At 73.0% G+C, this 23,565-nt stretch carries 22 protein-coding genes; 13 read left to right on the forward strand and 9 right to left on the reverse strand.

What is annotated here, in order from left to right; translation table 11 throughout:
* Positions 1-71 precede the first annotated feature (71 nt).
* From guaB1 to K0V08_RS02330, 3 genes are all read left to right on the forward strand, one after another.
* The gene (gene guaB1, locus K0V08_RS02320; protein WP_079532748.1) at positions 72-1,511 is read left to right on the forward strand and encodes a GMP reductase; all 1,440 of its coding nucleotides are present in this window, start codon (positions 72-74) and stop codon (positions 1,509-1,511) included.
* A 113-nt stretch (positions 1,512-1,624) separates the two neighbouring features.
* Entirely contained in the window at positions 1,625-3,055 is a 1,431-nt protein-coding gene (locus K0V08_RS02325) for a hemolysin family protein (protein WP_079532751.1), read from the forward strand.
* Positions 3,048-4,091: a hemolysin family protein gene (locus K0V08_RS02330; RefSeq protein WP_079532756.1), complete on the forward strand. Its 1,044-nt coding sequence runs from the start codon at positions 3,048-3,050 to the stop codon at positions 4,089-4,091. The genes K0V08_RS02325 and K0V08_RS02330 overlap by 8 nt, the downstream gene beginning before the upstream one ends.
* A 69-nt stretch (positions 4,092-4,160) precedes the next feature.
* On the opposite strand, the gene K0V08_RS02335 is transcribed toward K0V08_RS02330, so the two are convergent.
* Positions 4,161-5,240: an NADH:flavin oxidoreductase/NADH oxidase gene (locus tag K0V08_RS02335; protein WP_012038012.1), complete on the reverse strand. Its 1,080-nt coding sequence runs from the start codon at positions 5,238-5,240 to the stop codon at positions 4,161-4,163.
* A 137-nt stretch (positions 5,241-5,377) separates the two neighbouring features.
* On the opposite strand from K0V08_RS02335, the gene K0V08_RS02340 reads away from it, so the two are divergent.
* Positions 5,378-6,256 (forward strand): ADP-dependent NAD(P)H-hydrate dehydratase, encoded by an 879-nt coding sequence (locus K0V08_RS02340; RefSeq protein WP_375232098.1) that lies wholly within the window; start codon positions 5,378-5,380, stop codon positions 6,254-6,256.
* Here K0V08_RS02340 and K0V08_RS02345 read toward each other — a convergent pair.
* Positions 6,253-6,933 carry a YceI family protein gene (locus tag K0V08_RS02345; RefSeq protein WP_012038014.1) on the reverse strand — a complete coding sequence of 227 codons (681 nt, stop codon included), beginning with the start codon at positions 6,931-6,933 and terminating at the stop codon, positions 6,253-6,255. The genes K0V08_RS02340 and K0V08_RS02345 overlap by 4 nt on opposite strands.
* A gap of 207 nt (positions 6,934-7,140) precedes the next feature.
* Between K0V08_RS02345 and K0V08_RS02350 the strand changes: the two genes are divergently transcribed.
* Entirely contained in the window at positions 7,141-7,458 is a 318-nt protein-coding gene (locus tag K0V08_RS02350; protein WP_012038015.1) for a thiamine-binding protein, read from the forward strand.
* Positions 7,459-7,533: 75 nt separating this feature from the next.
* A complete protein-coding gene (locus tag K0V08_RS02355) occupies positions 7,534-8,814 on the forward strand; it encodes an MFS transporter (protein ID WP_012038016.1) in 1,281 nt (426 codons plus the stop codon).
* 39 nt (positions 8,815-8,853) lie between these two features.
* Here the strand turns inward: K0V08_RS02355 and K0V08_RS02360 are convergent, their stop codons facing one another.
* The 6 genes from K0V08_RS02360 to K0V08_RS02385 form a co-directional block, all read right to left on the reverse strand.
* Positions 8,854-9,459: a LuxR C-terminal-related transcriptional regulator gene (locus K0V08_RS02360; RefSeq protein ID WP_174239867.1), complete on the reverse strand. Its 606-nt coding sequence runs from the start codon at positions 9,457-9,459 to the stop codon at positions 8,854-8,856.
* A 78-nt stretch (positions 9,460-9,537) separates the two neighbouring features.
* Positions 9,538-10,770 (reverse strand): hypothetical protein, encoded by a 1,233-nt coding sequence (locus K0V08_RS02365; protein WP_079532761.1) that lies wholly within the window; start codon positions 10,768-10,770, stop codon positions 9,538-9,540.
* Positions 10,767-11,921, reverse strand: a complete 1,155-nt coding sequence (locus tag K0V08_RS02370; protein WP_079532764.1) for a sensor histidine kinase — start codon at positions 11,919-11,921, stop codon at positions 10,767-10,769. The genes K0V08_RS02365 and K0V08_RS02370 overlap by 4 nt, the downstream gene beginning before the upstream one ends.
* A gap of 170 nt (positions 11,922-12,091) precedes the next feature.
* Complete coding sequence (locus K0V08_RS02375; protein ID WP_012038020.1) at positions 12,092-12,772, reverse strand: response regulator transcription factor; 681 nt, start codon at positions 12,770-12,772, stop codon at positions 12,092-12,094.
* Positions 12,773-12,891: 119 nt separating this feature from the next.
* Complete coding sequence (gene metX, locus K0V08_RS02380; RefSeq protein ID WP_079532767.1) at positions 12,892-14,103, reverse strand: homoserine O-acetyltransferase MetX; 1,212 nt, start codon at positions 14,101-14,103, stop codon at positions 12,892-12,894.
* Positions 14,104-14,144: 41 nt separating this feature from the next.
* Positions 14,145-15,515 (reverse strand): bifunctional o-acetylhomoserine/o-acetylserine sulfhydrylase, encoded by a 1,371-nt coding sequence (locus tag K0V08_RS02385; protein ID WP_079532769.1) that lies wholly within the window; start codon positions 15,513-15,515, stop codon positions 14,145-14,147.
* A 135-nt stretch (positions 15,516-15,650) separates the two neighbouring features.
* On the opposite strand from K0V08_RS02385, the gene K0V08_RS02390 reads away from it, so the two are divergent.
* Positions 15,651-16,448: an SDR family NAD(P)-dependent oxidoreductase gene (locus K0V08_RS02390; RefSeq protein WP_012038023.1), complete on the forward strand. Its 798-nt coding sequence runs from the start codon at positions 15,651-15,653 to the stop codon at positions 16,446-16,448.
* 38 nt (positions 16,449-16,486) lie between these two features.
* On the opposite strand, the gene K0V08_RS02395 is transcribed toward K0V08_RS02390, so the two are convergent.
* Positions 16,487-17,161, reverse strand: a complete 675-nt coding sequence (locus K0V08_RS02395; RefSeq protein ID WP_079532772.1) for a TetR/AcrR family transcriptional regulator — start codon at positions 17,159-17,161, stop codon at positions 16,487-16,489.
* A 149-nt stretch (positions 17,162-17,310) separates the two neighbouring features.
* On the opposite strand from K0V08_RS02395, the gene K0V08_RS02400 reads away from it, so the two are divergent.
* The 6 genes from K0V08_RS02400 (at position 17,311) to K0V08_RS02425 (ending at position 23,565) form a co-directional block, all read left to right on the forward strand.
* A complete protein-coding gene (locus K0V08_RS02400; protein ID WP_079532774.1) occupies positions 17,311-18,351 on the forward strand; it encodes a TerC family protein in 1,041 nt (346 codons plus the stop codon).
* Positions 18,348-19,169 (forward strand): PP2C family protein-serine/threonine phosphatase, encoded by an 822-nt coding sequence (locus K0V08_RS02405; RefSeq protein ID WP_012038026.1) that lies wholly within the window; start codon positions 18,348-18,350, stop codon positions 19,167-19,169. Before K0V08_RS02400 ends, K0V08_RS02405 begins: the two co-directional genes overlap by 4 nt.
* A 65-nt stretch (positions 19,170-19,234) precedes the next feature.
* Positions 19,235-20,716 (forward strand): 3-isopropylmalate dehydratase large subunit, encoded by a 1,482-nt coding sequence (leuC, locus tag K0V08_RS02410; RefSeq protein WP_043560742.1) that lies wholly within the window; start codon positions 19,235-19,237, stop codon positions 20,714-20,716.
* Positions 20,717-20,718: 2 nt separating this feature from the next.
* Positions 20,719-21,333, forward strand: a complete 615-nt coding sequence (leuD, locus tag K0V08_RS02415; RefSeq protein ID WP_012038028.1) for a 3-isopropylmalate dehydratase small subunit — start codon at positions 20,719-20,721, stop codon at positions 21,331-21,333.
* Complete coding sequence (gene murA / locus K0V08_RS02420; protein ID WP_015490031.1) at positions 21,334-22,704, forward strand: UDP-N-acetylglucosamine 1-carboxyvinyltransferase; 1,371 nt, start codon at positions 21,334-21,336, stop codon at positions 22,702-22,704.
* Positions 22,705-22,827: 123 nt separating this feature from the next.
* Entirely contained in the window at positions 22,828-23,565 is a 738-nt protein-coding gene (locus K0V08_RS02425) for a lysophospholipid acyltransferase family protein (protein WP_012038030.1), read from the forward strand.

Below are 23,565 nucleotides of genomic sequence, written 5' to 3' on the forward strand. Positions count from 1 at the left end.
AGCGGCGCGTCGGAAGCCGCGCACGGTCGACGGCCTGGTGCGGGCCCGGACGGCGGGGCTACCGTCGGGGGATGAGGTTCACCGGAGAGGCTCCCGCCCACGACCTGACGTACTCGGACGTGTTCCTGAGCCCGGGCAGGTCCGACGTCGCGAGCCGGATGGACGTCGACCTCGCCCCGGGCGACGGCACGCCGTGCACCATCCCGATCGTCGCGAGCAACATGGGCTCGGTCACCGGGCCGCGCCTCGCCGCCGTGCTCGCCCGGCGCGGGGGCATCGGGGTCCTGCCGCAGGACCTCCGGCCCCAGGAGCTGGACGCCGCGATCCACCGGGTCAAGGACCAGCCGGTCGCCTACGACTCGCCGCTCGAGCTGCCGCCGGACGCGACCGCCGGCCAGGCGCGCGAGCTGCTGCCGCCCATCGCCGGGCACGGCATCGTGCTGCGCGACGCGGACGGGGAGATGATCGGCTGCCTCGAGGGGACGCAGCTCGCCGGCGTCCCCGACGGCACCCGGCTCGGGGACCTGCCGCACGGCGCGCTCGCCTCCCTCGACGCCGACGACGTGCCCACGGGCCGAGCGGCGTTCGACCTGATGCACGCCGCCGGGATCGACTTCGCGCCCGTGCTCGCCCACGGCCGCCTGGTCGGCACGCTCAGCCGACGGAGCGCCCTGCGGTCCACCGTCTACGCGCCCGCGATCGACGGGAACGGGCGCCTCGCGGTGGGCGCCGCCGTCGGCGTCAACGGCGACCCGGTCGGCCGTGCCCGCGCGCTGCTGGCCGCGGGGGTCGACGTGCTCGTCCTCGACACGGCGCACGGGCACCAGGAGGCGATGCTGCGCGCGATCCGCGACGTACGGGCCCTCGACCCGCGCGTCCCGATCGTCGCCGGCAACGTCGTCACCGCCGAGGGCGCGCGCGACCTCGTCGAGGCGGGCGCCGACATCGTCAAGGTCGGCGTTGGCCCGGGCGCGATGTGCACGACGCGCATGATGACCGCGGTCGGCCGGCCCCAGTTCTCCGCCGTGCTGGACACGGCCGAGGCGGCCCGCGCCGCCGGCGCGCTCGTGTGGGCGGACGGGGGAGTGCGGTACCCGCGGGACGTCGCGCTCGCCCTCGCCGCGGGCGCCGCCAGCGTGATGATCGGATCGTGGTTCGCCGGCACCGTCGAGTCGCCCGGCCGCCTGCTCGTCGACGAGGACGGCGGGCTCGCCAAGGAGAGCTGGGGGATGGCGTCCACCCGCGCCGTGCAGGAGCGGTTCGGGCGGCGCGAGGCGTTCGAGCTGGCGCGGCGCACGCTGTTCGCGGAGGGCATCTCGACCAGCCGGATCCGCATCGACCCGCTCCGCCCCGGCCTCGAGGACCTGCTCGACACGATCACGTCCGGCGTCCGCAGCGCGTTCACCTACACCGGGGCGCGCACGCGCGCCGAGTTCGCCGAGCGGGCCGCCGTCGGGATCCAGTCCGCGGCGGGCTACGAGGAGGGCAAGCCCCTGCCGGTCGGCTGGTGAGCCCCGGTATGCTCGACGGACGATGGACGACCCCCCTCCTGCTCATAGACCCCCGCTGCGCGCGCCCCTCCCACTGAAGCCGGCCGCGCGCCCGGTGCCCGGGAGCCATCCCCTTGCATGAATGGCTCCTCCTCGCCGTGGGTCTCCTCCTGACCCTCGGCACCGGCCTCTTCGTCGCCAGCGAGTTCGCGCTCGTCAACCTCGACCGCTCCGACCTCGAGAAGCGCCAGGAGCGCGGCGAGAAGCGGCTCGGCCCGTCCATCCGGGCGCTCCGCATCACCTCGACCCACCTCTCCAGCGCCCAGCTCGGCATCACGCTGACGACGCTGCTCACCGGGTACACGATGGAACCGGCGCTCAGCCTGCTGCTCGCCGGCCCGCTGACGTCCGCGGGGCTCGCCGACGGCCTCGTCTCCCCGGTGTCGACCGTCGTGGCGCTCGTCGTCGCGACGCTGCTGTCGATGATCATCGGCGAGCTCGTGCCGAAGAACTTCGCGCTGGCCCTGCCGCGCGAGACGGCCAAGCTCGTGATCCCGTTCCAGACCCTCTTCACCACGGTGTTCAAGCCCGCCGTGCTGCTGCTCAACAACAGCGCGAACGGGATCCTGCGGCTCGTCGGCATCGAGCCCAAGGAGGAGCTGTCCGGAGCCAGGAGCGCCGAGGAGCTGTCCTCGCTCGTCCGCCGCTCCGCGCTCGCCGGCCTCCTCGAGGACGACACGGCGATGCTCCTCAGCCGCACGCTGCGGTTCGCCGACCTCACGGCGTCCGACGTCATGACGCCGCGCCTCCGCGTCAAGTCGGTGGAGCGCACCGACAGCGCGCAGACCGTCATCGAGCTGGCGATGACCACCGGCTACTCCCGCTTCCCCGTGACGGACGACGGCGTGGACGACGTCATCGGGCTCGTGCACGTGAAGCAGGCCGTCGCCGTGCCGCGGGAGAAGCGCGCGCTCGTGCCCGTCACCGCCCTGCAGTCCGAGGCGATCCGCGTGCCCGAGACCATGAAGCTCGACGACCTCCTCGGCGAGCTGCGCGGCCGCGGGTTCCAGATGGCCGTCGTCGTCGACGAGTACGGAGGCACGGCCGGGGTCGCGACCCTCGAGGACCTGGTCGAGGAGCTGGTCGGGGAGCTCGCCGACGAGCACGACCGCGCGCGCGCGGGCGTCGTCCGATCGCGGGACTCGCTGACCTTCCCCGGCATGCTCCGGCCCGACGAGCTCCTCGAGCGCACGGGTCTGCGCATCCCCGACGACGGTCCGTACGAGACCGCGGCCGGCTTCGTGATGAGCGAGCTCGGCCGCCTGCCCGTGGTGGGAGACGAGCTCGAGCTCGAGACCGGCACGCTGCGGGTCGAGCGGCTCGACGGCCGGCGCATCGACCGGATCCGCTTCACGCCCGTCCCCGAACCCGTCGCCACCGCGGTGGGCACCACGCGCGCCGAGCGCCAGGCGGACCGCCATGCGGAGCGGGAGGCCGGTCGCGAGGCCGGACGACAGGCGGACGCGGAACGCGCCGCCATGAGGAAGGAGCCGTCCCGTGGGTGAGTACGCCGGGGGGATCATCGCGCTCGTCGTGCTGCTCGCCGTCAACGCCTTCTTCGTCGGCGCCGAGTTCGCGGTCATCTCCGCGAAGCGGTCGCAGATCGAGCCGCGGGCGGAGGAGGGCAGCCGGGCCGCGCGCATCACGCTGTTCGCGATGGAGCACGCGACGCTCATGCTCGCCACGACGCAGCTCGGCATCACCGTGTGCTCGCTGCTGATCCTCAACGTGTCCGAGCCGGCGATCCACCACCTGCTGGAGATCCCGCTGGGCGCCACGGGGCTGCCGGAGGAGGCGATCTCCACGATCGCGTTCGTCATCGCGCTGCTCATCGTCTCGTTCCTGCACGTGGTGCTGGGCGAGATGGTGCCGAAGAACATCTCGTTCTCCGTGCCGGATCGGGCGGCCCTGCTGCTCGCGCCGCCGCTCGTCGGCATCGCCCGCGTCGTGAAGCCGCTCATCGTGGCCCTCAACGCGATCTCCAACGCGGTGCTCCGCCTGGCCAAGGTCGAGCCGAAGGACGAGGCCGCGAGCGCGTTCACGCTCGACGAGGTGCAGGGCATCGTCGACCAGTCGACCCGCGAGGGGCTGCTGGAAGACCGGACGGGCGCGCTCACCGCGGCGTTCGAGTTCACGGGCAAGAAGGTGCAGGACATCGCGATCCCGCTGGACGCGCTGGTGAGCCTGCCGGATACCGCGTCGCCATCCGAGGTCGAGCGCGCCGTCGCCCGGCACGGCTTCTCGCGGTACGTGATCGTGGACGAGGCGGGGGAGCCGACCGGCTACCTGCACCTCAAGGACGTCATCGACCTCGACGAGGCCGACGAGTTCCTGCGGCCCGTGCCGGCCAAGCGGATCCGTCAGCTGGTGTCGGTCTTCGCGGGCACCGAGCTGGAGGATGCGCTGGCGATGATGCGCCGCTCCGGCGCCCACCTCGCCCGCGCCTTCACCGAGGCGGGCGAGACGACGGGTGTGCTGTTCCTCGAGGACATCATCGAGGAGCTCGTCGGCGAGGTGCAGGACGCGACCCGACGGGTCTGACCCGCCCGCACACGACGACGGCCCGGCACCCCAGGGGGATGCCGGGCCGTCGTCGTCGGGATCGGAGGGTCAGGCGGCCCAGCGCGCGCGGTCGTACTGCTTGGGCCAGTAGTCGATCTCGACGCCCAGCTCGTGCGCGGCCCGCAGCGCGAAGTGCGGGTCGCGGAGCATCTCGCGGCCGAGCATCACGGCGTCCGCGCGGCCCTCGGCGACGACGGCCTCGGCCTGCGCCGGCTCGGTGATGAGGCCCACGGCGTTGAGCGCGACCTTCGCGTGCTCCTTCACGTACTCGGCGAAGGGCACCTGGTAGCCGGGCGCGACGGGGATCGTGACCCCGGTCGTGTTGCCGCCCGTGGAGATGTCGAAGAAGTCGGCGCCGTGCTCGGCGGCCCAGCCGGCGACCGTCGCGGTCTGCTGCTCGTCCCAGCCGGCGTCGCCCGCCCAGTCGGTCGCGGAGAAGCGCACCAGCAGCGGCACGTCGGGGACCTCGGCGCGCACGGCGTCGATCACCTGGAGCAGCAGGCGCGCCCGGTTCTCCAGGCTGCCGCCGAACTCGTCGTCGCGGTGGTTGCTCAGCGGCGAGAGGAACTGGTGCATGAGGTAGCCGTGCGCGGCGTGGATCTCGAGCACGTCGAATCCGGCGTCGACCGAGCGGCGGGCGGCCGCGGCGAAGTCGTCGACGACCTTCCGGAGGCCCGCGGCGTCGAGCGCGACGGGCGTGCCGTAACCGGGGAACGGCTCGGCCGACGGGGCGACCGTCTCCCAGCCGCCCTCCTCGGCGGGCATGGTGCCGCGGCCGGAGAACGAGTAGGTGGATGCCTTGCGGCCGGCGTGCGCGAGCTGGATGGCCGCGACCGCGCCCATCTCGTGGATGAAGTCGACGATCGGCTTCCACGCGTCGCGCTGCGCGTCATCCCAGATGCCCGTGTCCTCGGGCGTGATGCGCGCCTCGGGGCTGACCCCGGTGGCCTCCGCCATCACGAGTCCCGCGCCGCCGCGGGCGAACGAGCCGAGGTGCGCGAGGTGCCAGGCGCCCGGCACGCCGTCGCGGGCGTCGATGCTGTACTGGCACATCGGCGCGACCCAGATGCGGTTGCGGGCGGTGACGCCGCGGACGGTGATCGGCTCGAAGAGCGGGGACGTGGTCATGGGGATCCTTCCAGGCGGGCGGCGGCGCGGATCCTCGAGGGAGGCGCGGCGCGCGGGGACGGGCGGAGGGCGTCGGCGGCCTCATGGTCCCAAGGCCCGGCGCGCCCGCCGCATTCCCGCGCGCCTATCGTGTGGGCATGAGCGACGCGCACGACGACCACGCACCCGACGGCTGGATCCGGCAGGACGCCGACAGGACGCGCCTCGCCATCCGCCTCCCGCGGGACGACGACGACAAGTACACGCGCGGCGTCCTCGGCGTCCGCACCGGCTCCGACCGCTACCCGGGCGCCGCGGTCCTCGGCGTCGAGGCGGCCGCGCGCACGGGCGTCGGCATGATCCGCTACCTCGGGCCCGCGGGCGCGTCCGCCTCGGTGCTCGCCCGCCGCCCCGAGGTCGTCACGGCCGACGGGCGCGTGCAGGCGTGGCTCGTCGGATCCGGCATGGACCGGGCGCACCGGGACGCCGCCGCGACCGACGCGATCGTCGCCGCGCTCGGGCAGGGCCTCCCGGCGGTCGTGGACGCGGGCGCGCTCGACCTCGTCGGGCGCGCGACGGGACCCGTGGTCGTCACGCCGCACTTCCGCGAGCTGTCCCGGCTGCTCGACGGCGCCGGCATCCGGGCGTCCGCGGAGGACATCGCGGCGGACGCCTCCGGCTGGGCCGAGCGCGCGGCGCGGGAGCTCGGCGTCTGCGTGCTGCTCAAGGGCGCGACCACGTTCGTGGTCGGCGGGTCCGCGCGCATCGCGGTGCGGGCCGGCACGCCCTGGCTCGCGACCGCGGGCTCGGGCGACGTCCTCGGCGGTGTGCTCGGCGCCCTCACGGCGGGGGCGTCCGCGCGGATCGCCGACGCGGCGGATCCCCTCGCGGAGCTCGCCGCCGTCGCCGCGGCCGCCGCGTGGCTGCACGGTCGTGCGGGCGGCCTCGCGTCCGGCGGCGGACCGACCACGGCCCTCGACGTCGCCGAGGCGATGCCGAGGGCCGTGCGGGAGACGCTGGCGGGATCCGGCGGCTAGGCCTTCGCCACGTCGAGCGAGAACTCGACCGAGCCGTGGTCCTCGACCGTCACGAAGCCGAGGCTCGGGGCCTGCACGCCGAAGTCCTGGAACGTGATCGGGATGGAGCCAACGATCTGCCCGCCATCGGACGTGAAGCTCGCCTGCATCTGCGCGGTCACGCTCTTGGTCACCCCGTGCAGCGTGAGGTCGCCCGTCACGTCGTACGTCGCGGGGACTCCCGCCTCGACGCCGTCGGCCGCGATCGGCTGCGTCAGCGTGAAGGTCGCGGTCGGGAAGTCGCCCGTCTTCATCGCCTCGTTCTGGAAGTACGCGTCGCGCGGGGGCTGGTCGGTGTGGATCTTCGTCACGTCGACCGTCATGGTGCCCTTCGTGACCTGGGATCCGGCGACCGTGATGTCGCCCGTGACGGCGTCCGTCCGGCCGTTCACCGTGACGGGCGTGCCGTTCAGCACCTCGTCGACGCGGTAGCCGGCGTACGAGGACCCGCCCACCTTCCAGTCGCCGGAGAGGTCGCCGACCGCGCCGCCCGGCGCGGGCGTCGACGCGAGGGTGGGGGCGGCGTCCGGAGTGCCCGCCAGCTGCTTGTAGATGGGGCCGCCGAACGCCGCGAAGCCTCCGACGAGGACGACCACGCCGCCCGCCACCCCGATGATGATCTTGGTCTTCCTGTCCATGGCGCTGCTCCTCCGTGCGATGCGGGCGGGCGCTGCGTCCCACCCGTTCTATGAACTTTCAAGTACCTGAGGAGTCTCGCGGGGCGGCCGAGCGCGCGTCGGCCGCCGTCCACAGGTCGGGCCGCCGTCGGTAGCCTGGTGCGCACAGCCGGACGCCGGCCGGGCGACCGCCCGGAGCACCGCCGCCGTCGAACCCCGGGGGTCCCCATGCTCGTCGCCTTCTCCGTCGCCCCCAGCGGGGGCGACGCGCCCGACGCCTCCGTGCACGATGCCGTGGCCGCCGCGGTGGCCGTCGTCCGCGCGTCCGGTCTGCCGAACCGCACCGACGCCATGTTCACCACCATCGAGGGCGACTGGGACGAGGTCTTCGACGTCGTGCGACGCGCCACCGAGGCGGTCGCGCCCTTCGGGACGCGCGTGTCGCTCGTGCTGAAGGCGGACATCCGACCCGGCTACGAGGGCGAGCTGACGGGCAAGCTCGAGCGCCTCGAGCAGGCCATCGAGGCCCGCGGCGCCGACGCCTGACGCCTGACGCCCGCGCCGGTGCCGGTGCCGGTGCCGAGGCCGGGACCGGATCCCGACCGCCGGTAGGCTCGTCGGGTGAATCCCCCCTCCACCGGGCGGGCGACCCTGTCGCCGGCCCGCGTCCGCGTCGCCCTGCTCGCCCTCGCGATGGGCGGGTTCGCCATCGGCACCACCGAGTTCGTCGCCATGGGGCTCCTGCCGCAGCTCGCGGCCGACCTGCTGCCCGAGGTGGCCGCGCGCTCGACGGAGGCCGCCAACGCGCAGGCCGGCACGCTGATCAGCGCCTACGCCCTCGGCGTGGTGGTGGGCGCGCCGACCATCGCGGCCGCGTCGGCCCGGGCCCCCCGGCGGAAGCTGCTGCTCTGGCTGCTGCTGGCCTTCACGCTCGGGACCGTCCTCAGCGCGATCCTCCCGAGCTTCGGCCTCGTGGTCCTCGCCCGCTTCGTCGCGGGCCTGCCGCACGGCGCCTACTTCGGCATCGCGTCGCTCGTCGCCGCGCAGCTGATGGGGGAGGGCAAGCGCGCCCGGGGCGTCGCCTTCGTGCTCGCGGGGCTCACCATCGCCAACGTCATCGGCGTGCCCATCGTGACGTGGATCGGGCAGAACGCGGGCTGGCGCGTCGCGTATCTCGTCGTGGCCGCGATCTTCGCCGCCACCTTCGTCGCCGTCTTCCTCGCGGTGCCCGCGCAGGCGGGGAACCCGGAGGCGACGCTCCGGCGCGAGCTCAGGGCGTTCACCCGGCTGCAGGTGTGGCTGGCGCTCCTCATCGGCGCGATCGGCTTCGGCGGGTTCTTCGCCGTCTACACGTTCGTGTCTCCCATGGTCACCGAGGTGACCGGGCTGCCGGAGTGGTCGGTGCCGCTGGCGCTCGTCGTCGTGGGCCTCGGCATGACGGCCGGCAACCTCGCGGGCGGCTGGTGGGCGGACCGCGACGTGAAGGCCGCGCTCCTCTCCCTCTTCGGGCTGCTCATCGTCTCGCTCGTGGGGCTGGTGCTCACCGCGTCGAACCCGGTGGGGCTGTTCGGGTTCCTGTTCCTCATCGGCGGGTCGGCTGCGGCGCTGTCGCCCGGGATCCAGATCCGGCTGATGGACGTGGCGCACGACTCGCAGTCCATCGCGGCGGCGCTCAACCACTCGGCGCTGAACACGGGCAACGCGGTCGGCGCGGCGCTCGGCGGCGTGACCGTCGCGGCGGGGCTCGGCTACACGTCGCCGGCGATCGTCGGCGTGGGGCTGAGCATCGCCGGGCTGCTCATCGCGCTCGCGAGCTTCGGGCTCGACCGGCGCCGTCGCGGATCTCGCCGGCCGACGGACGGTCAGCGGCCCACGACCCAGCCGATCGGGATCGGCGGCTGAGCGGGGCGCGCGACCGCCGCCGGCTGGACCGCGCCCGGGCTACTCGCCCTGGAGCAGGATGCCGTCCTGGATCGCGCGCTTCCGCAGCGCCACCTTGGTGCCGACGTCGAAGCCCGCGACGCGGTACTTCTCGCGGATCCGCTTGAGGTACGACTTCGCCGTCTCCTCGGAGATGCCGAGGCTGTAGGCCACCGACTTGACGGGCTCGCCGCCGCCGTACAGCGCCATGACGCGGCGCTCCTGCGCGCTGAGCTTCGGCACGCCGCCGACGTCGGTGCTGTTGATCGCCAGGTCGAGCTCCGCGGAGATGTACGACTGCCCGTCGGCCGCGAGGCGGATGGCGTCGACGATCATGCTGGCGTCCTCGCTCTTCACGAGGTAGCCGAGGGCGCCGGACGCGAGGGCCTCGCGCACCACGTTCGGCTCCGAGTACGTGCTCATGAGCACGGTCTTCACGCCCGTGGTCTTGAGGGTCGCGATCTTCAGCGAGATCGGCAGGTTGTCCTTGAGGTCGAGGTCGAGGAGGACCACGTCCACGGGGAAGCGCGGATGGGTCAGCAGGTCGGGCCAGGTGGACACGGCGGCGACCATCTCGATGTCGGACGCGGCGTTGCGGATCCACTCGGTCAAGGCCCCGAGCAGCATCCTGTGGTCGTCCACGATGGCGAGGGTGATCGGTCGGTTCTCAGCTGACACGTGCTCTCCGGTCCTTGTGCGGGGCCCTCACCGGTCGGCGGGGTTGTCCACTACGCAGTCGATGGTGATCAGGAGGCTCGACCCGCGGGTGCTCTCGGTGTGCGTGCCGACCTTGTCGATAGCATCCCACGTCGAGGGATCCAGTCGGGTGCGGGGGAGCCCGGTCGTCGTCACGACGATGGGCACGACTGCACGGCGCAGGGGCACGGGCTGCGCGCCGGGCGGCCGTCCGCGGAGCGGTCCGAGCGCGAGCTGCACCGACACCTCGGGCACGCCGTTGCGCCGTTCGGTCGAGGTGAGGAGGAGCCAGACCGCCGAGAGCAGGCCGTCGCGCTGGCGGCGGTCGAGGAGGCCGGCGAGGGCGTTCGGGTCGCTGAGCGTCACATCCGGTCCGAGGAACTCCGACTCCGTGATGGCGTGGTGCAGCCAGGTCTCACGCCGGCCCTCGATGAGGTGCAGCCGCAGCTCGGTCGCGAGCGACGCGGCCGTCGAGGCGGCCAGCGGCGACAGCGGGAGCGGCTCGCGCGCGTTCGCGACGTCGTCGAGGAGCTGCTCCGCCGCGAGGTCGAGACGCGCCAGCTCCTCCGACGCCATCATGCCGACGGCGTATCGCGGCGCGGAGACGGTGCTCTGCACGAGCACGCGGTCCAGCTCCATCTCCGTCAGCCGGCGGAAGCCGCGGACCACCGCCACGCCGAACGCCGCGGGAACCACCGCGCGGGCGATGGCGGAGATCTCGGGCGCGAGGTCGGCGGGGCGCACGGGGTCCGAGAAGAGGAACACCGCGAGGAGCACCGCGCCGAGGGCGGCATCGACCGCCAGGACCTCGCGCGCCGCCCGGTAGGTGACCGTCGTCAGGAGCGCGGCGCCCGCGGCGATGCCCGCGGTGGCGTGCTGCATGACATCGCCGAGGGGCCAGACGGCCACCAGGTCCAGCGCGACGACGATGCCCAGGCCGCCGACGAAGACCGCCATGAGCGGTCCGGGCATCCGGTCGCGGAGGGCGCGTATGGCCACGACGACCGCGGCGATGAGCGCGACCAGGAGGATCCACGCGGTCGCCGTGAGCCCCGGCGACGGCATGATCCGGTAGTCGAGCGCGAAGCGGACGAGGCCGTACCCCATGGCGATGGCGCAGACGACCGCGGATCCGGCGCCCATGTACCCGAGGCCGATGGACGTGGGCTGCGCCGGCGTGCCCGCGGGGAGGCGGACCCGACGGCTGGTGCGCGGCGACTCGGCGTCCGTGCGGCCGCTCACTTCGGCACCTCGAGGACGACCGTCGTCCCGGACCCGGGGGAGGAGAACAGGCGGGCGTTGCCGCCCACGTCGGTGAGGCGCGCCACGACCGACTCCTTGAAGCCGAGCTTCGCCTGGTCCACGTGCGCGAGGTCGAAGCCGACTCCCGCGTCGGTGACCATGGCGCGGACCGTGGTGTCGTCGTCGGTGATGGTGACGTGCGCCTCCGTGACGCCCGCGTGCCGCCGCACGTTCTCCAGGCACTCGGCGAGGGACAGGAGGAAGGCGTCGAGGATGTCGCTCGGCAGGAGCACCTGACCGGTCCCGTGCCAGCTCACCTCGAGGCCCATCCGGCCGAAGCGCTGCTTGACCGACTCCAGCGTGTTGCCGAGCACCGACTGCTCCACGGGCTCGAGGGTGTAGCCGCCCGATGCCTGGGGGGTGGGGTTCGCGCCCAGGCGGAGCTGGCGGAGGAGGCGGGCGTCGTCGGCCGCCTGCTGGCGCATTGCCTGCGGCGTTACGCCGACCCCGGAGTGCGCGAGGAGGGTGAGCGTCGCCAGCACGGTGTCGTGCAGGAGCCTCGCGCCCTGGCGGCGCTGGGCCTCGAGCTCGCTCGCCATGCGCTCGGCGCGGTGGGCGCGCCCGATGTCGGTGATGCGGCGACCGACCCGGTGCACGGCCACGCTCAGCCAGTAGCCGAGGATGCCCGCGAGCATCCAGCCGAACACGTGCACGAGCACGACGTAGGGGAAGCCCGCGGTGTCCCAGGAGGCTCCGACGGCGACGACGCTGGTGAGCACGAAGGCGGCCGCCACGACGCGGAGCCGACCCGGTCGGATGGTCTCGAGGAGCGCGAGCGACCCGACGGAGCCGACCGAGAGGTGGGTGAGGGCGGTGAGCGACGACGCCGAGCGCCCGCCGAGCTGGGCGACGACCATGGCGGCGATGCCCGTCACGAGCACGACGACCATCCACCTGACGCGCGCGTCGGTCCCGATCCGCCACTGGGCGACGGCCAGCACGGCGAGGAGCGCGACGGTGCCGGCCGCCGCGGGCACCGGGACCTCGCCCGGCAGCAGGATGCACGCGGCGGCGACCGCGGTGAAGCTGAGGCCGTACACGCGTGCGGTCCGCTGCAGCAGGCGCTCGCGTTCGCGCTTCATGCGATCCATCGGGTCCCCGCTCGGAGTGCGCCGACGCCGGTGGCGTGCGCTCGGTGTGCTCCGATCCTAGGCGCGTCCGTCACACGCCTGGCACGCCCGCGTGACGGCGCGGGGCGATTGTCCACATGCCGTAGGATCGCGCGCCACCCGGGCCGGTCGGCGGCGGATGGATCCGTCTCCTACTCCGGCGCGATCCAGCCGTGGCGGATCGCGTGGCGCCGCAGCAGCAGCTTGGTGCCGAGGTCCGTCCCCGCGTGCAGGTACTTGCGGCGCCCCCGCTTGATGTACGACTTGACGGTCTCCTCCGTCGTGCTCATCGCCTCCGCGACGTCGCGGATCGACCGCCCGCCGGCGTAGAGCACGAGCGCGCGCTGCTCCTGCTGGCCGAGCCGCGGATCCTCCTCGGCGTGGAAGTCCTGCATCGCCTGCTGGACGAGCGCGCTCTGCCGGGGGGTGCCGTCGGCGGCGGCGTGGATGCTGGCGATCAGCTCCTCCGACGACTCGGCCTTGGGCACGACGGCGGACGCGCCCGCGCGCATGGCGCCGTGGATGGTGGAGGGGTCGGCGTGCGTGCTCAGGAGCACGGACGTGAGGCCGGCGCCCGTGAGCGTGCGGATCTTCTGCGCGACCGGCACCTCGTCGCGGAGGGCGAGGTCGAGGACGACGACGTCGAAGGCCTCCGGGAAGCGGTCGTCGCGCACGAGCCCGTTCCATGTCGGGGAGGTCGCGACCACCTCGACGCCCGTGCGGGGACGGGAGAGCCGGGCGCTCAGGCCGTCGAGCAGGAGGACGTGGTCGTCGACCAGCGCCACGCGGACCCGTTGGCCGTGGCCCGTCGCGTGCAGCGGACGTCGGCTCATCGGTGCTCCCCTCGTACGCCGGTGCCCGGAGGGGGCGGCGTGCTCCCAGGGGAAGCATAGGAACGCATGATGTCGCGGGCGATGCCGCGCGCGGAACTCACCCCCGGACTGGGGCGCTCCTACGCGGGGGCGTCGAGGAGGCGCGCGAGCGCGCGGCCCACGGCCTCGTTCTCGATGAGGAACCCGTCGTGGCCGTAGTCGGAGGAGATCACCACGACCTCGCCGCCGTCGACGGACCCGGGCACGTGCCGGGCGACGAGCCGCTGGTCCGGGACGGGGAACAGCCGGTCGCTGTCGATGCCCACCACGAGGGTCGCCGCCCGCACCCGGGCGAGCGCCGCCTCGACGCCGCCGCGGTCGCGGCCCACGTCGTGCGAGCTCATCGCGTCGATGAGGCGGATGTAGCTGGTCGCGTCGAAGCGCCGGGTGAACTTGTTGCCGTGGAAGTCGAGGTACGACTCCACGGCGTACCTCCCCTCGTCGCCCATGGGGCTGATGCCGCTCTGCCACGAGCGGGAGAACCTCTGGTTGAGCTCATCCGGGCTGCGGTAGTTCAGCAGCGCCATGCGGCGGGCGAGGGCGAGGCCGCGGTGCGGGCCGTCGCCGTCGGCCGCGTCGAAGTAGTCGCCGTCGCGGTAGGCGGGATCCATCCGGATCGCCTCGGCCTGCACGGAGTTGAGCGCGATCTGGTCGGCGCTGGCGATGGCGGGGGCCGCGAGGATCGCGAGCCGGCGCATCCGGCCGGGGAGCCCCACGCCCCACTCGAGCGCCTGCATGCCTCCCATGGACCCGCCGACGACCGCCGCCCACACGTCGATGCCGAGCGCGTCGGCGAGGGCGGCCTGCACGGCGACCTGGTCGCGGATGGTGATGAAGGGGAAGCGCGCGCCCCACTCGGCGCCGTCGGGCGCCAGGGAGGCGGGGCCGGTCGTGCCCTGGCAGCCGCCCAGCATGTTGGGGGCGACCACGAACCAGCGGTCCGTGTCGATGGCGAGGCCCGGACCCACGATGCCCGACCACCATCCGCCCGTCGGCTGCCCGGGACCCGCCGGTCCGCGGAGGTGGCTGTCGCCCGTGAGCGCGTGAAGCACCAGCACGGCGTTGCCCCCGTCGGGGTCGCGCTCGCCGAAGGTCTCGTAGGCGACCCGCACCGACGGGATCCGCCCGCCCGCCTCCAGGTCGACGCCCCCCACCGACGCGAACAGCCGGTCGGCGACGGGGTCGCCCTCGCGCCACGCGCCCGACGCGGGCGGTCGTCCGATCAGGGAGCGGATCTGCGCGTCCGTCACCAGGCTCGACGGGACGGTGTCCTCGGGTGTCTGCCAGTCCATCCCGGTCAGTGAAGCACCCGCGGCGGACGCGCGCCCGAGTGTTACGCCCCGCTCGACCGGGTGCCCGCGAGCGCAGGCGCGGCGGCGTCGTCCTTGACGGCCCGCGCGGCCCGGAGCCCGGCCGCGAGGTCCTCGATGATGTCGTCGATGCTCTCGAGGCCGACCGACAGGCGCACGAGCCCGGGGGTGACGCCCGCCGTCAGCTGCTGCTCGGGCGTGAGCTGCGCGTGGGTGGTCGACGCCGGGTGGATGACGAGGCTCCGCACGTCGCCGATGTTCGCCAGGTGGCTGAACAGCTGCAGCGAGTCGACGAGCGCGCGCCCGGCGTCCACCCCGCCCTTCAGCTCGAAGGAGAGGACGGCGCCGACGCCGCGCGGCGCGTAGCGGTTCGCCGCCGCGTACCAGGGGCTCGACGGGAGGCCCGCGTAGTAGACGTTCGCGATGTCCTCGTGCGCGTCGAGCCACTCGGCCACCGCCTGGGCGTTCTGCACGTGCCGCTCGATCCGGAGGCTCAGCGTCTCGATGCCCTGGATGAGCTGCCAGGCGCTCGCCGGGGCGATGGACGCCCCGAGGTCGCGCAGCAGCTGCACGCGCGCCTTGGTGATGTCGGCGAGCCCGTCACCCGCGGCCTCGGCGTAGGTTACGCCGTGGTAGGACGGGTCGGGGGTCGTGAGCCCCGGGAAGCGCTCCGCGTGCTCGGACCACGGGAACCGGCCGCCGTCCACCACCAGGCCGCCGATGACCGTGCCGTGCCCGCCGAGGAACTTGGTGGCCGAGTGGACGACGATGTCCGCGCCGTGCTCGAACGGCCGGATGAGGTACGGGGTGGCGATGGTGCTGTCCACGATCAGCGGCACGCCCGCCTCGTGCGCCACGTCGGCGACGGCGCGGATGTCGAGGATGTTGATGCGCGGGTTGCCGATGGTCTCTGCGAAGAGAAGCTTGGTGTTCGGCCGCACGGCGCGGGCCCACGCCTCGGGGTCGTCCTGGTCCTCGACGAACGTCGTCTGGATCCCGAGCTTCGCGAGCGTGTACTTGAAGAGGTTGTACGTGCCGCCGTAGATCGACGAGCTCGAGACGATGTGGTCGCCCGCCTGCGCGATGTTGAGCACCGCGAAGGTGGAGGCCGACTGCCCGGAGGCGACCAGCAGCGCCCCGGTCCCGCCCTCGAGGGCCGCGATGCGCTCTTCGACGACGGCCTGCGTCGGGTTCATGATGCGCGTGTAGATGTTGCCGGGCTGCGCCAGCGCGAAGAGGTCCTGCGCGTGCTGGGCGTCGTCGAACACGTAGGACGTGGTCTGGTAGATGGGCGTCGCGCGCGCGTGGGTGACCGGATCCGGTGCCGCCCCCGCGTGGATCTGCTGCGTCTCGAAGCGCCAGCCCGCTGCCCGGTCCTCGTCGTGGTCGCTCATCGTCGTGCCTTCCCTCGTGCGTCGGTGCCGCCCGTGCGGGCGCTCCCCGACTGTAGGAATCGCCGGGATGACCGGTCAACGCGGCCCCGTCTCGCGGCGTAACCCGGGGCCGCCCGCGTTCCCTACGCTGGGGTCATGTCCAGCAGCAAGAGGGTCGTCGTCACGGGTGCGAGCTCGGGGATCGGCGCCGCCACCGTCCGCCTGTTCCGGAGCCGGGGGTGGGACGTCGTCGGCGTCGCCCGCCGCGAGGACCGCCTGCGGGCGCTCGCCGAGGAGACCGGAGCGACCTACGCCGTCGCCGACCTCACGGTGCAGGCCGACGTCGACGCGCTCCGCGACCACCTGCGCGAGACCGGCCACGTGCACGCCCTCGTGAACAACGCCGGGGGAGCCGTGGGCACCGACTCCGTCGAGGGCGGTTCGTCCGAGGACTGGGCCTGGATGTACGAGATCAACGTGCTCGCCGTGCGGCGCGTGACGAGCGCGCTCCTGCCGCTGCTCCGCGCCGGCGTCCCCGAGGGAGGCAGCGCCGACATCGTGACCGTGAGCTCCATCGCCGCGCACGTGCCCTACGAGGGCGGCGGCGGCTACAACGCCGCGAAGGCCGCCGCGCACGCGATGCTCGGCGTGCTCCGCCTCGAGCTCGCGGGGGAGCCGATCCGCGTGATCGAGATCGCGCCCGGCCAGGTGCGCACGGAGGAGTTCTCGCTGGTGCGCTTCGGCGGCGACCGGGCGAAGGCCGACGCGGTGTACGACGGCGTCCCCGGACCGCTGACCGCCGAGGACGTGGCCGAGGCCATCGTGCACGCGGTGGAGCTGCCGCCGCACGTGAACGTGGACCTGCTCACCCTCAAGCCCGTCGCGCAGGCCGCGCCGCACAAGCTGGTGCGTGCGCCTCTCGCGGTCCGCGAGGAGCTCACCGACCGGAGCTGAGCCGCATCGACCTCGCCGTCACGATCGACGGGTCGCGGTCAGGCGGCGGGCACCGACGCCACGGCCGGGACGGCAGGGAGGGGGCCGGTGAGGAATCCCTGCACCACGGGCCCGTGCAGCGCGACGACCGTCTCGCGCGACATGCTGGCGATGGGCTCCATCCGCCAGATGTAGCGGGTGATGGCGATGCCGCCGAGGGCGGCGCCGACGAGCGAGTTGCGGATGCCGGCCTCCTCTGCCGGGACCTCCTCCGGCAGCGCGCCCATCCAGTGCTGAGGCGCCGCCTCGGCGAACCGGCGGTAGGCGGCGCTGTCGTGGTCGGACGAGACGGTGACCCAGCGCATGATCGTGGATCCGACCGGGTGCTCCCACGTGTGCAACGCCGCGGCGACGAGGGCGGCGCCGCGCTCCTCGACGGGCAGCTCCCGCAGCCGGAGGTAGGGGGCGATGAGGTCCTCCGAGGGGCGGAGCGCCTCCTCGAGCAGGGCCTCGAGCGAGCCGAAGTAGTAGCGGACGAGGCTCGGGTCGACGCCGGCCGCCGCGGCGATCCGTCGGGCGCTGACGCGGTCGGCGCCGGATTCGATGAAGAGCATGCGGGCCGCCTCGATGATGCTGGCCCGGGCGTCGCCGGAGGTGCGGGGGCCGCGGCGACGGGGGCCGGTGTCCTCCCCGCCGTGGTCGGGTGCATCGAGCTCGTTCGCCAGTACGGACATGGGGCGTCCCTCTCGTGTCATGAGCGACCACCGTAACCGCGGGCCGTCGGCCGGATGCCCCGGATGGGGGAATTGTGAACAACCCGTCGGCCGCCATGTAGTTTCGTCGAGGCATGTCCGTGCCGTCCCGTGCTGCAGAAAGCCTCCGCGTGCCCCTGGTCCTCCCCCTCCCGTTCGAGATCGTCTCCCTGACGGTCCTCGTCCTCGTCCTCGTCGCCGACCTGCTGATCGTCTACCGGCGCCCGCACGTCCCGTCGACGAAGGAGTCGGCCCTCTGGGTCGCGTTCTACGTGGGGCTCGCGCTGGTGTTCGCGGTCATCATGCTGTTCGTGGCGGGCGGCGAGCACGCGGGCCAGTTCCTCGCGGGGTGGCTGACGGAGTACAGCCTCAGCATCGACAACCTGTTCGTGTTCGTCATCATCATGAGCCGGTTCAGCGTGCCCAGGAAGTACCAGCAGGAGGTGCTCATGGTGGGCATCATCATCGCGCTGGTGCTGCGCGGGATCTTCATCCTGCTGGGCGCCGAGCTCATCGAGAGCTACAGCTGGATCTTCTACATCTTCGGCGCGTTCCTGCTCTACACGGCCGTGAAGCAGGCCGTGGGCGACGAGGACGAGGAGAGCGAGGACTCGCTGTTCATCCGATTCCTCCGCCGGCGCCTCAAGATCGCGCCGGACTTCGACGGCGCGAAGGTGCGCACCGTGATCGACGGCCGCAAGGTGCTGACGCCCATGGTGATCGTGTTCGTGTCGATCGGCACCACGGACCTGATCTTCGCCCTCGACTCGATCCCGGCCATCTTCGGCATCACCGAGTCGCCGTTCATCGTCTTCACCGCCAACATCTTCGCCCTGATGGGCCTCCGCCAGCTCTACTTCCTGCTCGGCGGCCTGCTCGACCGGCTCGTCTACCTCAAGTACGGCATCGCGTTCATCCTCTTCTTCATCGGCGTGAAGCTCGTGCTCCACGCGATGCACGAGAACACGCTGCCGTTCGTCAACGGCGGTGAGGGCATCGAGTGGGCGCCCGAGATCCCGACCATCGTGAGCCTCGTCGTGATCCTCGCGTCGATGGTCGTCGCGACCGTGGCCAGCCTCATCAAGATGCGGGCCGACGGCGTCCCCGTCACCGGGGCGGCCGACGGGTCCGCTCCGGTCGAGCGCGGCGCCGACGACCGGGACGCCCGGTGACCGAGGCGCGCACCATCGCGCTCGGCGGGCGCAGGATCCACGTCACGTGGTCAGCCCGCACCGACGTCGGCAGCGTGCGCGCCGTGAACGAGGACGGCCTCCTCGCCGACCCGCCCGTCTGGCTGGTGGCCGACGGGATGGGCGGGCACGCGTTCGGCGACCGCGCCAGCGCCACCCTCGTGGAGACCTTCGGCGGCCTGTCCGGCGACGCCCCCGTCACGCGCGACCTCATCGTCGAGGCGGTCGACGCGTCCAACGACGCGATCGGCGACCTCATCACGGGCGACGACCCGCCCGGCACCGTGGCGGGCACCACGCTCGCGGGCGTGGCGCTCGTGCGCTCGGACGCCGGCGACCCGCTCTGGATGGTCTTCAACGTCGGCGACTCCCGCGTGTACGCCTGGACGGACGGGCGCCTCGAGCAGGTGACGATCGACCACTCGGCCGTGCAGGAGCTCGTCGACCAGGGCCGCATGACCCGCGCGGAGGCCGAGCGGAGCCCGGTGCGCAACCTCATCACGCGCGCCGTCGGATCCCACGACGAGGTCGCCGCCGACGAGTGGCTGCTGCCGGTCGTCGAGCACCAGGTGTTCCTCATCTGCTCCGACGGGCTCACCAAGGAGCTCGACGACCAGGCCATCTCCGGCGTGCTGCAGCTCGCGCGCGCGGACGGCGGCGGCGTCGACCGGGCGGCGGACGCGCTCGTCGCGCAGGCGCTCGCATCCGGCGGCCGCGACAACGTCACCGTCGTGGTGATCGAGGCCCGCGCCGACGACGAGCCGCAGGGCGACGTGTCCGCGGGCGCGCCCACCGCCTGAGGAATAGCCGCGGGCACCCGGCGTTAGACTCCCATGATGCGCGTGGGGTCCCTCGCGCCACTGCCATGAGGAGAGCCGTGCAGCCTGCGAAGACACTGGCCGAGAAGGTGTGGGCCGACCATCTGGTCGCCGAGGGGGCGGACGGGACGCCCGACCTCCTCTACATCGACCTCCACCTCGTCCACGAGGTCACCAGCCCGCAGGCGTTCGACGGACTCCGGCTCGCCGGCCGCCCCGTGCGCCGCCCGGACCTCACCATCGCGACCGAGGACCACAACACGCCGACCGTCGGCATCGACCAGCCCATCGCCGACCTCACGAGCCGCACGCAGATCCACACCCTGCGCAAGAACGCCGAGGAGTTCGGGATCCGCCTGCACTCCCTCGGCGACATCGAGCAGGGCATCGTGCACGTCGTCGGCCCGCAGCTCGGCCTCACGATGCCGGGCATCACGGTCGTCTGCGGCGACTCGCACACCTCCACGCACGGGGCGTTCGGCGCCATGGCCTTCGGCATCGGCACGAGCGAGGTCGAGCACGTCATGGCCACGCAGACCCTGCCGCTCCAGCCGTTCAAGACCATGGCCGTCACGGTCGAGGGCACGCTGCGTCCCGGCGTCACGGCGAAGGACATCATCCTCGCGGTCATCGCGCAGATCGGCACGGGCGGCGGCCAGGGCTACGTGCTCGAGTACCGCGGCAGCGCCATCCGCTCGCTCTCCATGGAGGGCCGGATGACGATCTGCAACATGTCGATCGAGGCGGGCGCGCGCGCCGGCATGGTCGCCCCCGACCAGACCACGTACGACTACCTGGAGGGTCGCCCGCACGCGCCGACCGGCGCCGACTGGGACGAGGCCGTCGCCTACTGGGACACCCTCGCCACCGACGACGACGCCGTGTTCGACGCCGAGGTCTTCCTGGACGCCGACACGCTGGAGCCGTTCGTCACGTGGGGCACGAACCCCGGACAGGGCGTCTCGCTGAGCGAGCCCGTGCCGGATCCCGCCGCCGTCGCCGACCCGAACGAGCGCGCCGCCGCCGAGCGCGCTCTCGCCTACATGGACCTCGCCCCCGGCACGCCCATGAAGGAGATCGCGGTCGACACCGTGTTCATCGGATCCTGCACCAACAGCCGCGTGGAGGACCTGCGCGCCGCCGCCGAGATCGTGCGCGGCCGCACCAAGGCCGAGGGCGTGCGCGTGATGGTCGTCCCGGGCAGTGCCCGCGTGCGGCTCGAGGCCGAGGCCGAGGGGATCGACAAGGTCTTCACCGACTTCGGCGCCGAATGGCGCTTCGCCGGCTGCTCCATGTGCCTCGGGATGAATCCCGACCAGCTCGCGCCGGGGGAGCGCTGCGCCTCCACGAGCAACCGCAACTTCGAGGGCCGCCAGGGCAAGGGCGGGCGCACGCACCTCGTGTCGCCCCTCGTCGCCGCGGCCACCGCGATCCGCGGCACGCTCTCGAGCCCGTGGGACCTGCAGGAGGCCGGCGTCGTCGATGCCGAGTCCATCCGGCAGGCCGCGTCCGTCGGACAGGGGGCCTGAGCATGGAGCCCATCACCCGCGTCACCGGCACCGGCGTGCCGCTCAAGCGATCGAACGTCGACACCGACCAGATCGTCCCCTCGCAGTTCCTCAAGCGCGTCACCAAGACCGGCTTCGAGGACGCCCTGTTCTTCCAGTGGCGCAAGGACCCCGCGTTCTTCGTCAACCAGCCGGCCTACGAGGGCGCCACCGTCCTCGTCGCCGGTCCGGACTTCGGCACCGGCTCGTCCCGCGAGCACGCCGTGTGGGCGCTGCGCGACTACGGCTTCCGGGCCGTGCTCAGCCCGAGGTTCGGCGACATCTTCCGGGGCAACTCGGGGAAGCAGGGCCTCCTCACGGGGATCGTGACGGAGGACGACGTCGAGAGGCTGTGGGCCGCGATGGACGCGGAGCCCGGACTCGACCTCACCGTCGACCTCGTCGAGCGGATCGCCACGGCACCCGGCCTGACGGTCCCGTTCGAGATCGACGAATACACTCGGTGGCGGCTCCTCGAGGGGCTCGACGACATCGCCCTCACCCTCCGGGACGAGGACGCCATCACCACCTTCGAACACCGACGGGCCTCATGGCGCCCGCGCACCTTGCCGGCCCGGCCGGCAGCTCTGGAGAACTGAATGAACTCACTAGTCAGCGACGCCAAGAAGGCGGGAGAGCGAGTGGGTCTCCTGTCCGACTCCATCGTCATCAACGGCGGCATCCCGCTGCGCGGCCGCATCGAGGTCCGCGGGGCCAAGAACCTGGCGACGAAGGCCATGGTCGCCTCGCTCCTCGGCGAGAGCCCCAGCCTCCTGCGCTCGGTGCCGGACATCAGCGACGTCCGCGTCGTCTCCGGCCTCCTCGAGGTGCACGGCGTGACGCTCCGCAAGGGCGAGCAGGAGGGCGACCTCATCCTCGACCCGAAGGACGTCGAGAGCGCCCACATGGCGGACATCGACGCGCACGCCGGCAGCTCCCGGATCCCGATCCTCTTCTGCGGGCCGCTGCTGCACCGCCTCGGCGAGGCGTTCATCCCCGACCTCGGCGGCTGCCGCATCGGCGACCGCCCCATCGACTTCCACCTCGACGCCCTCCGCGCGTTCGGCGCGGTCGTCGAGAAGCTCCCGAGCGGGATCCGCCTCACGGCGCCGAACGGCCTGAAGGGCGCCAACGTCGAGCTGCCCTACCCGAGCGTCGGCGCGACCGAGCAGGTGCTGCTCACCGGCGTCCGCGCGAAGGGCATCACCGAGCTCAAGAACGCGGCCATCGAGCCCGAGATCATGGACCTCATCGCGATCCTGCAGAAGATGGGCGCGATCATCTCCGTCGAGCCGAACCGCGTGATCCTCATCGAGGGCGTCGACCGCCTCGAGGGCTACACGCACCGCGCGCTGTTCGACCGCAACGAGGCCGCGAGCTGGGCGTCGGCCGCGCTCGCGACCGGCGGCGACATCTTCGTCGGCGGCGTGCGCCAGGCCGAGATGATGACCTTCCTCAACGTGTTCCGGAAGGTCGGCGGCGCGTTCGACATCGAGGAGGACGGCATCCGGTTCTACCACCCGGGCGGCGACCTCAAGCCCGTGGTCATCGAGACCGACGTGCACCCCGGCTTCATGACGGACTGGCAGCAGCCGCTCGTCGTGGCGCTCACGCAGGCGCCCGGCGTCTCGATCATCCACGAGACCGTGTACGAGAACCGCTTCGGCTTCACGGACGCGCTCAACGAGATGGGCGCCGACATCGTCGTCCACAAGGAGGGCCTCGAGGGCCACGAGCGCCGCGTGGCGCGACGCGACTTCGAGCAGGCCGCGGTCATCACCGGGCCGACGCACCTGCACGGCGCGGACATCACCGTCCCCGACCTGCGCGGCGGGTTCAGCCACCTCATCGCCGCGCTCACGGCCGAGGGCCGGTCCACGGTCAGCAACGTCGGGATCATCTCGCGCGGCTACGAGGACTTCATCGGGAAGCTGCGCCAGCTGGGCGCGGACTTCTCCTACGAGGGATAGCCTCACCGGCGGTGCCCGCGCCGCCCACGCCGACCGGGCGCGTCCACGACGGACGCGCCCGACCCTACGTCGGGCGGCTCCCGGCGGGCGACCGACGACGACCGCGACCCGACCGGAGGATCCATGGCGAACGAGAAGGCCCGACCGTCGATCTTCTGGGTGCTGGCCGCCCTCGTGCTGCCGGTGCTGAACGCGGCCGTGCGGTTCGAGATCCGGCACCCGGAGCGGCTGCCGCGGACGGGTTCGTACGTGCTCGCGCCGAACCACCACAGCGAGATCGACCCCGTCGTGATGGGCGCCGTGGCGTGGAAGCTCGGGCGCCTGCCCCGCTTCCTCGCCAAGGCGTCGCTGTTCGACGTGCCGGTGGTGGGCTGGTTCCTCCGCCGCTCCGGGCAGATCCCCGTGCAGCGCGACGGGGGCGTCCGCGGCGGGAAGGCGATCGAGGCCGCGTCGGACCTCGCGCGCGACGGCCGCATCGTCGTCGTCTACCCCGAGGGGACGCTCACTCGCGACCCCGACCTCTGGCCCATGCGCGGCAAGACCGGCGCCGTGCGCCTCGCGCTGCAGGCCGGGATCCCCGTGATCCCCGCCGCGCACTGGGGTACGCAGGAGCTCATGGGCCGCTACTCGAAGCGCGTGCGGCTGTTCCCGCGGACGACGATCCACGTGGCCATCGGCGAGCCCGTCGACCTCGACCGCTTCCGCGACCGGAGCCTCGACTCCGCGACCCTCACCGAGGCGACCGCCGTCGTCATGGCCGCCATCACGGAGCTCGTGGAGGAGCTGCGCGGCGAGACCGCCCCGACCGAGCGGTGGGATCCCCGCTCCAAGAACCAGAAGGAGACCGGCCGATTTGAGTGA

The organism is Clavibacter michiganensis, assembly GCF_021216655.1.
GTDB classification, from domain to species: domain Bacteria; phylum Actinomycetota; class Actinomycetes; order Actinomycetales; family Microbacteriaceae; genus Clavibacter; species Clavibacter michiganensis.

What these genes read in the sequence shown, in the direction of transcription:
- guaB1 (WP_079532748.1), top strand. Translation starts at nt 72, where the DNA reads ATGAGGTTCACCGGAGAGGCTCCCGCCCACGACCTGACGTACTCGGAC.
- K0V08_RS02335 (WP_012038012.1), bottom strand. Translation starts at nt 5,240, where the DNA reads ATGACCACGTCCCCGCTCTTCGAGCCGATCACCGTCCGCGGCGTCACC.
- K0V08_RS02340 (WP_375232098.1), top strand. Translation starts at nt 5,378, where the DNA reads ATGAGCGACGCGCACGACGACCACGCACCCGACGGCTGGATCCGGCAG.
- K0V08_RS02345 (WP_012038014.1), bottom strand. Translation starts at nt 6,933, where the DNA reads ATGGACAGGAAGACCAAGATCATCATCGGGGTGGCGGGCGGCGTGGTC.
- K0V08_RS02350 (WP_012038015.1), top strand. Translation starts at nt 7,141, where the DNA reads ATGCTCGTCGCCTTCTCCGTCGCCCCCAGCGGGGGCGACGCGCCCGAC.
- K0V08_RS02360 (WP_174239867.1), bottom strand. Translation starts at nt 9,459, where the DNA reads ATGCTGCTCGGGGCCTTGACCGAGTGGATCCGCAACGCCGCGTCCGAC.
- K0V08_RS02370 (WP_079532764.1), bottom strand. Translation starts at nt 11,921, where the DNA reads ATGGATCGCATGAAGCGCGAACGCGAGCGCCTGCTGCAGCGGACCGCA.
- K0V08_RS02375 (WP_012038020.1), bottom strand. Translation starts at nt 12,772, where the DNA reads ATGAGCCGACGTCCGCTGCACGCGACGGGCCACGGCCAACGGGTCCGC.
- metX (WP_079532767.1), bottom strand. Translation starts at nt 14,103, where the DNA reads ATGGACTGGCAGACACCCGAGGACACCGTCCCGTCGAGCCTGGTGACG.
- K0V08_RS02385 (WP_079532769.1), bottom strand. Translation starts at nt 15,515, where the DNA reads ATGAGCGACCACGACGAGGACCGGGCAGCGGGCTGGCGCTTCGAGACG.
- K0V08_RS02390 (WP_012038023.1), top strand. Translation starts at nt 15,651, where the DNA reads ATGTCCAGCAGCAAGAGGGTCGTCGTCACGGGTGCGAGCTCGGGGATC.
- K0V08_RS02395 (WP_079532772.1), bottom strand. Translation starts at nt 17,161, where the DNA reads ATGTCCGTACTGGCGAACGAGCTCGATGCACCCGACCACGGCGGGGAG.
- leuC (WP_043560742.1), top strand. Translation starts at nt 19,235, where the DNA reads ATGAGGAGAGCCGTGCAGCCTGCGAAGACACTGGCCGAGAAGGTGTGG.
- leuD (WP_012038028.1), top strand. Translation starts at nt 20,719, where the DNA reads ATGGAGCCCATCACCCGCGTCACCGGCACCGGCGTGCCGCTCAAGCGA.
- murA (WP_015490031.1), top strand. Translation starts at nt 21,334, where the DNA reads ATGAACTCACTAGTCAGCGACGCCAAGAAGGCGGGAGAGCGAGTGGGT.
- K0V08_RS02425 (WP_012038030.1), top strand. Translation starts at nt 22,828, where the DNA reads ATGGCGAACGAGAAGGCCCGACCGTCGATCTTCTGGGTGCTGGCCGCC.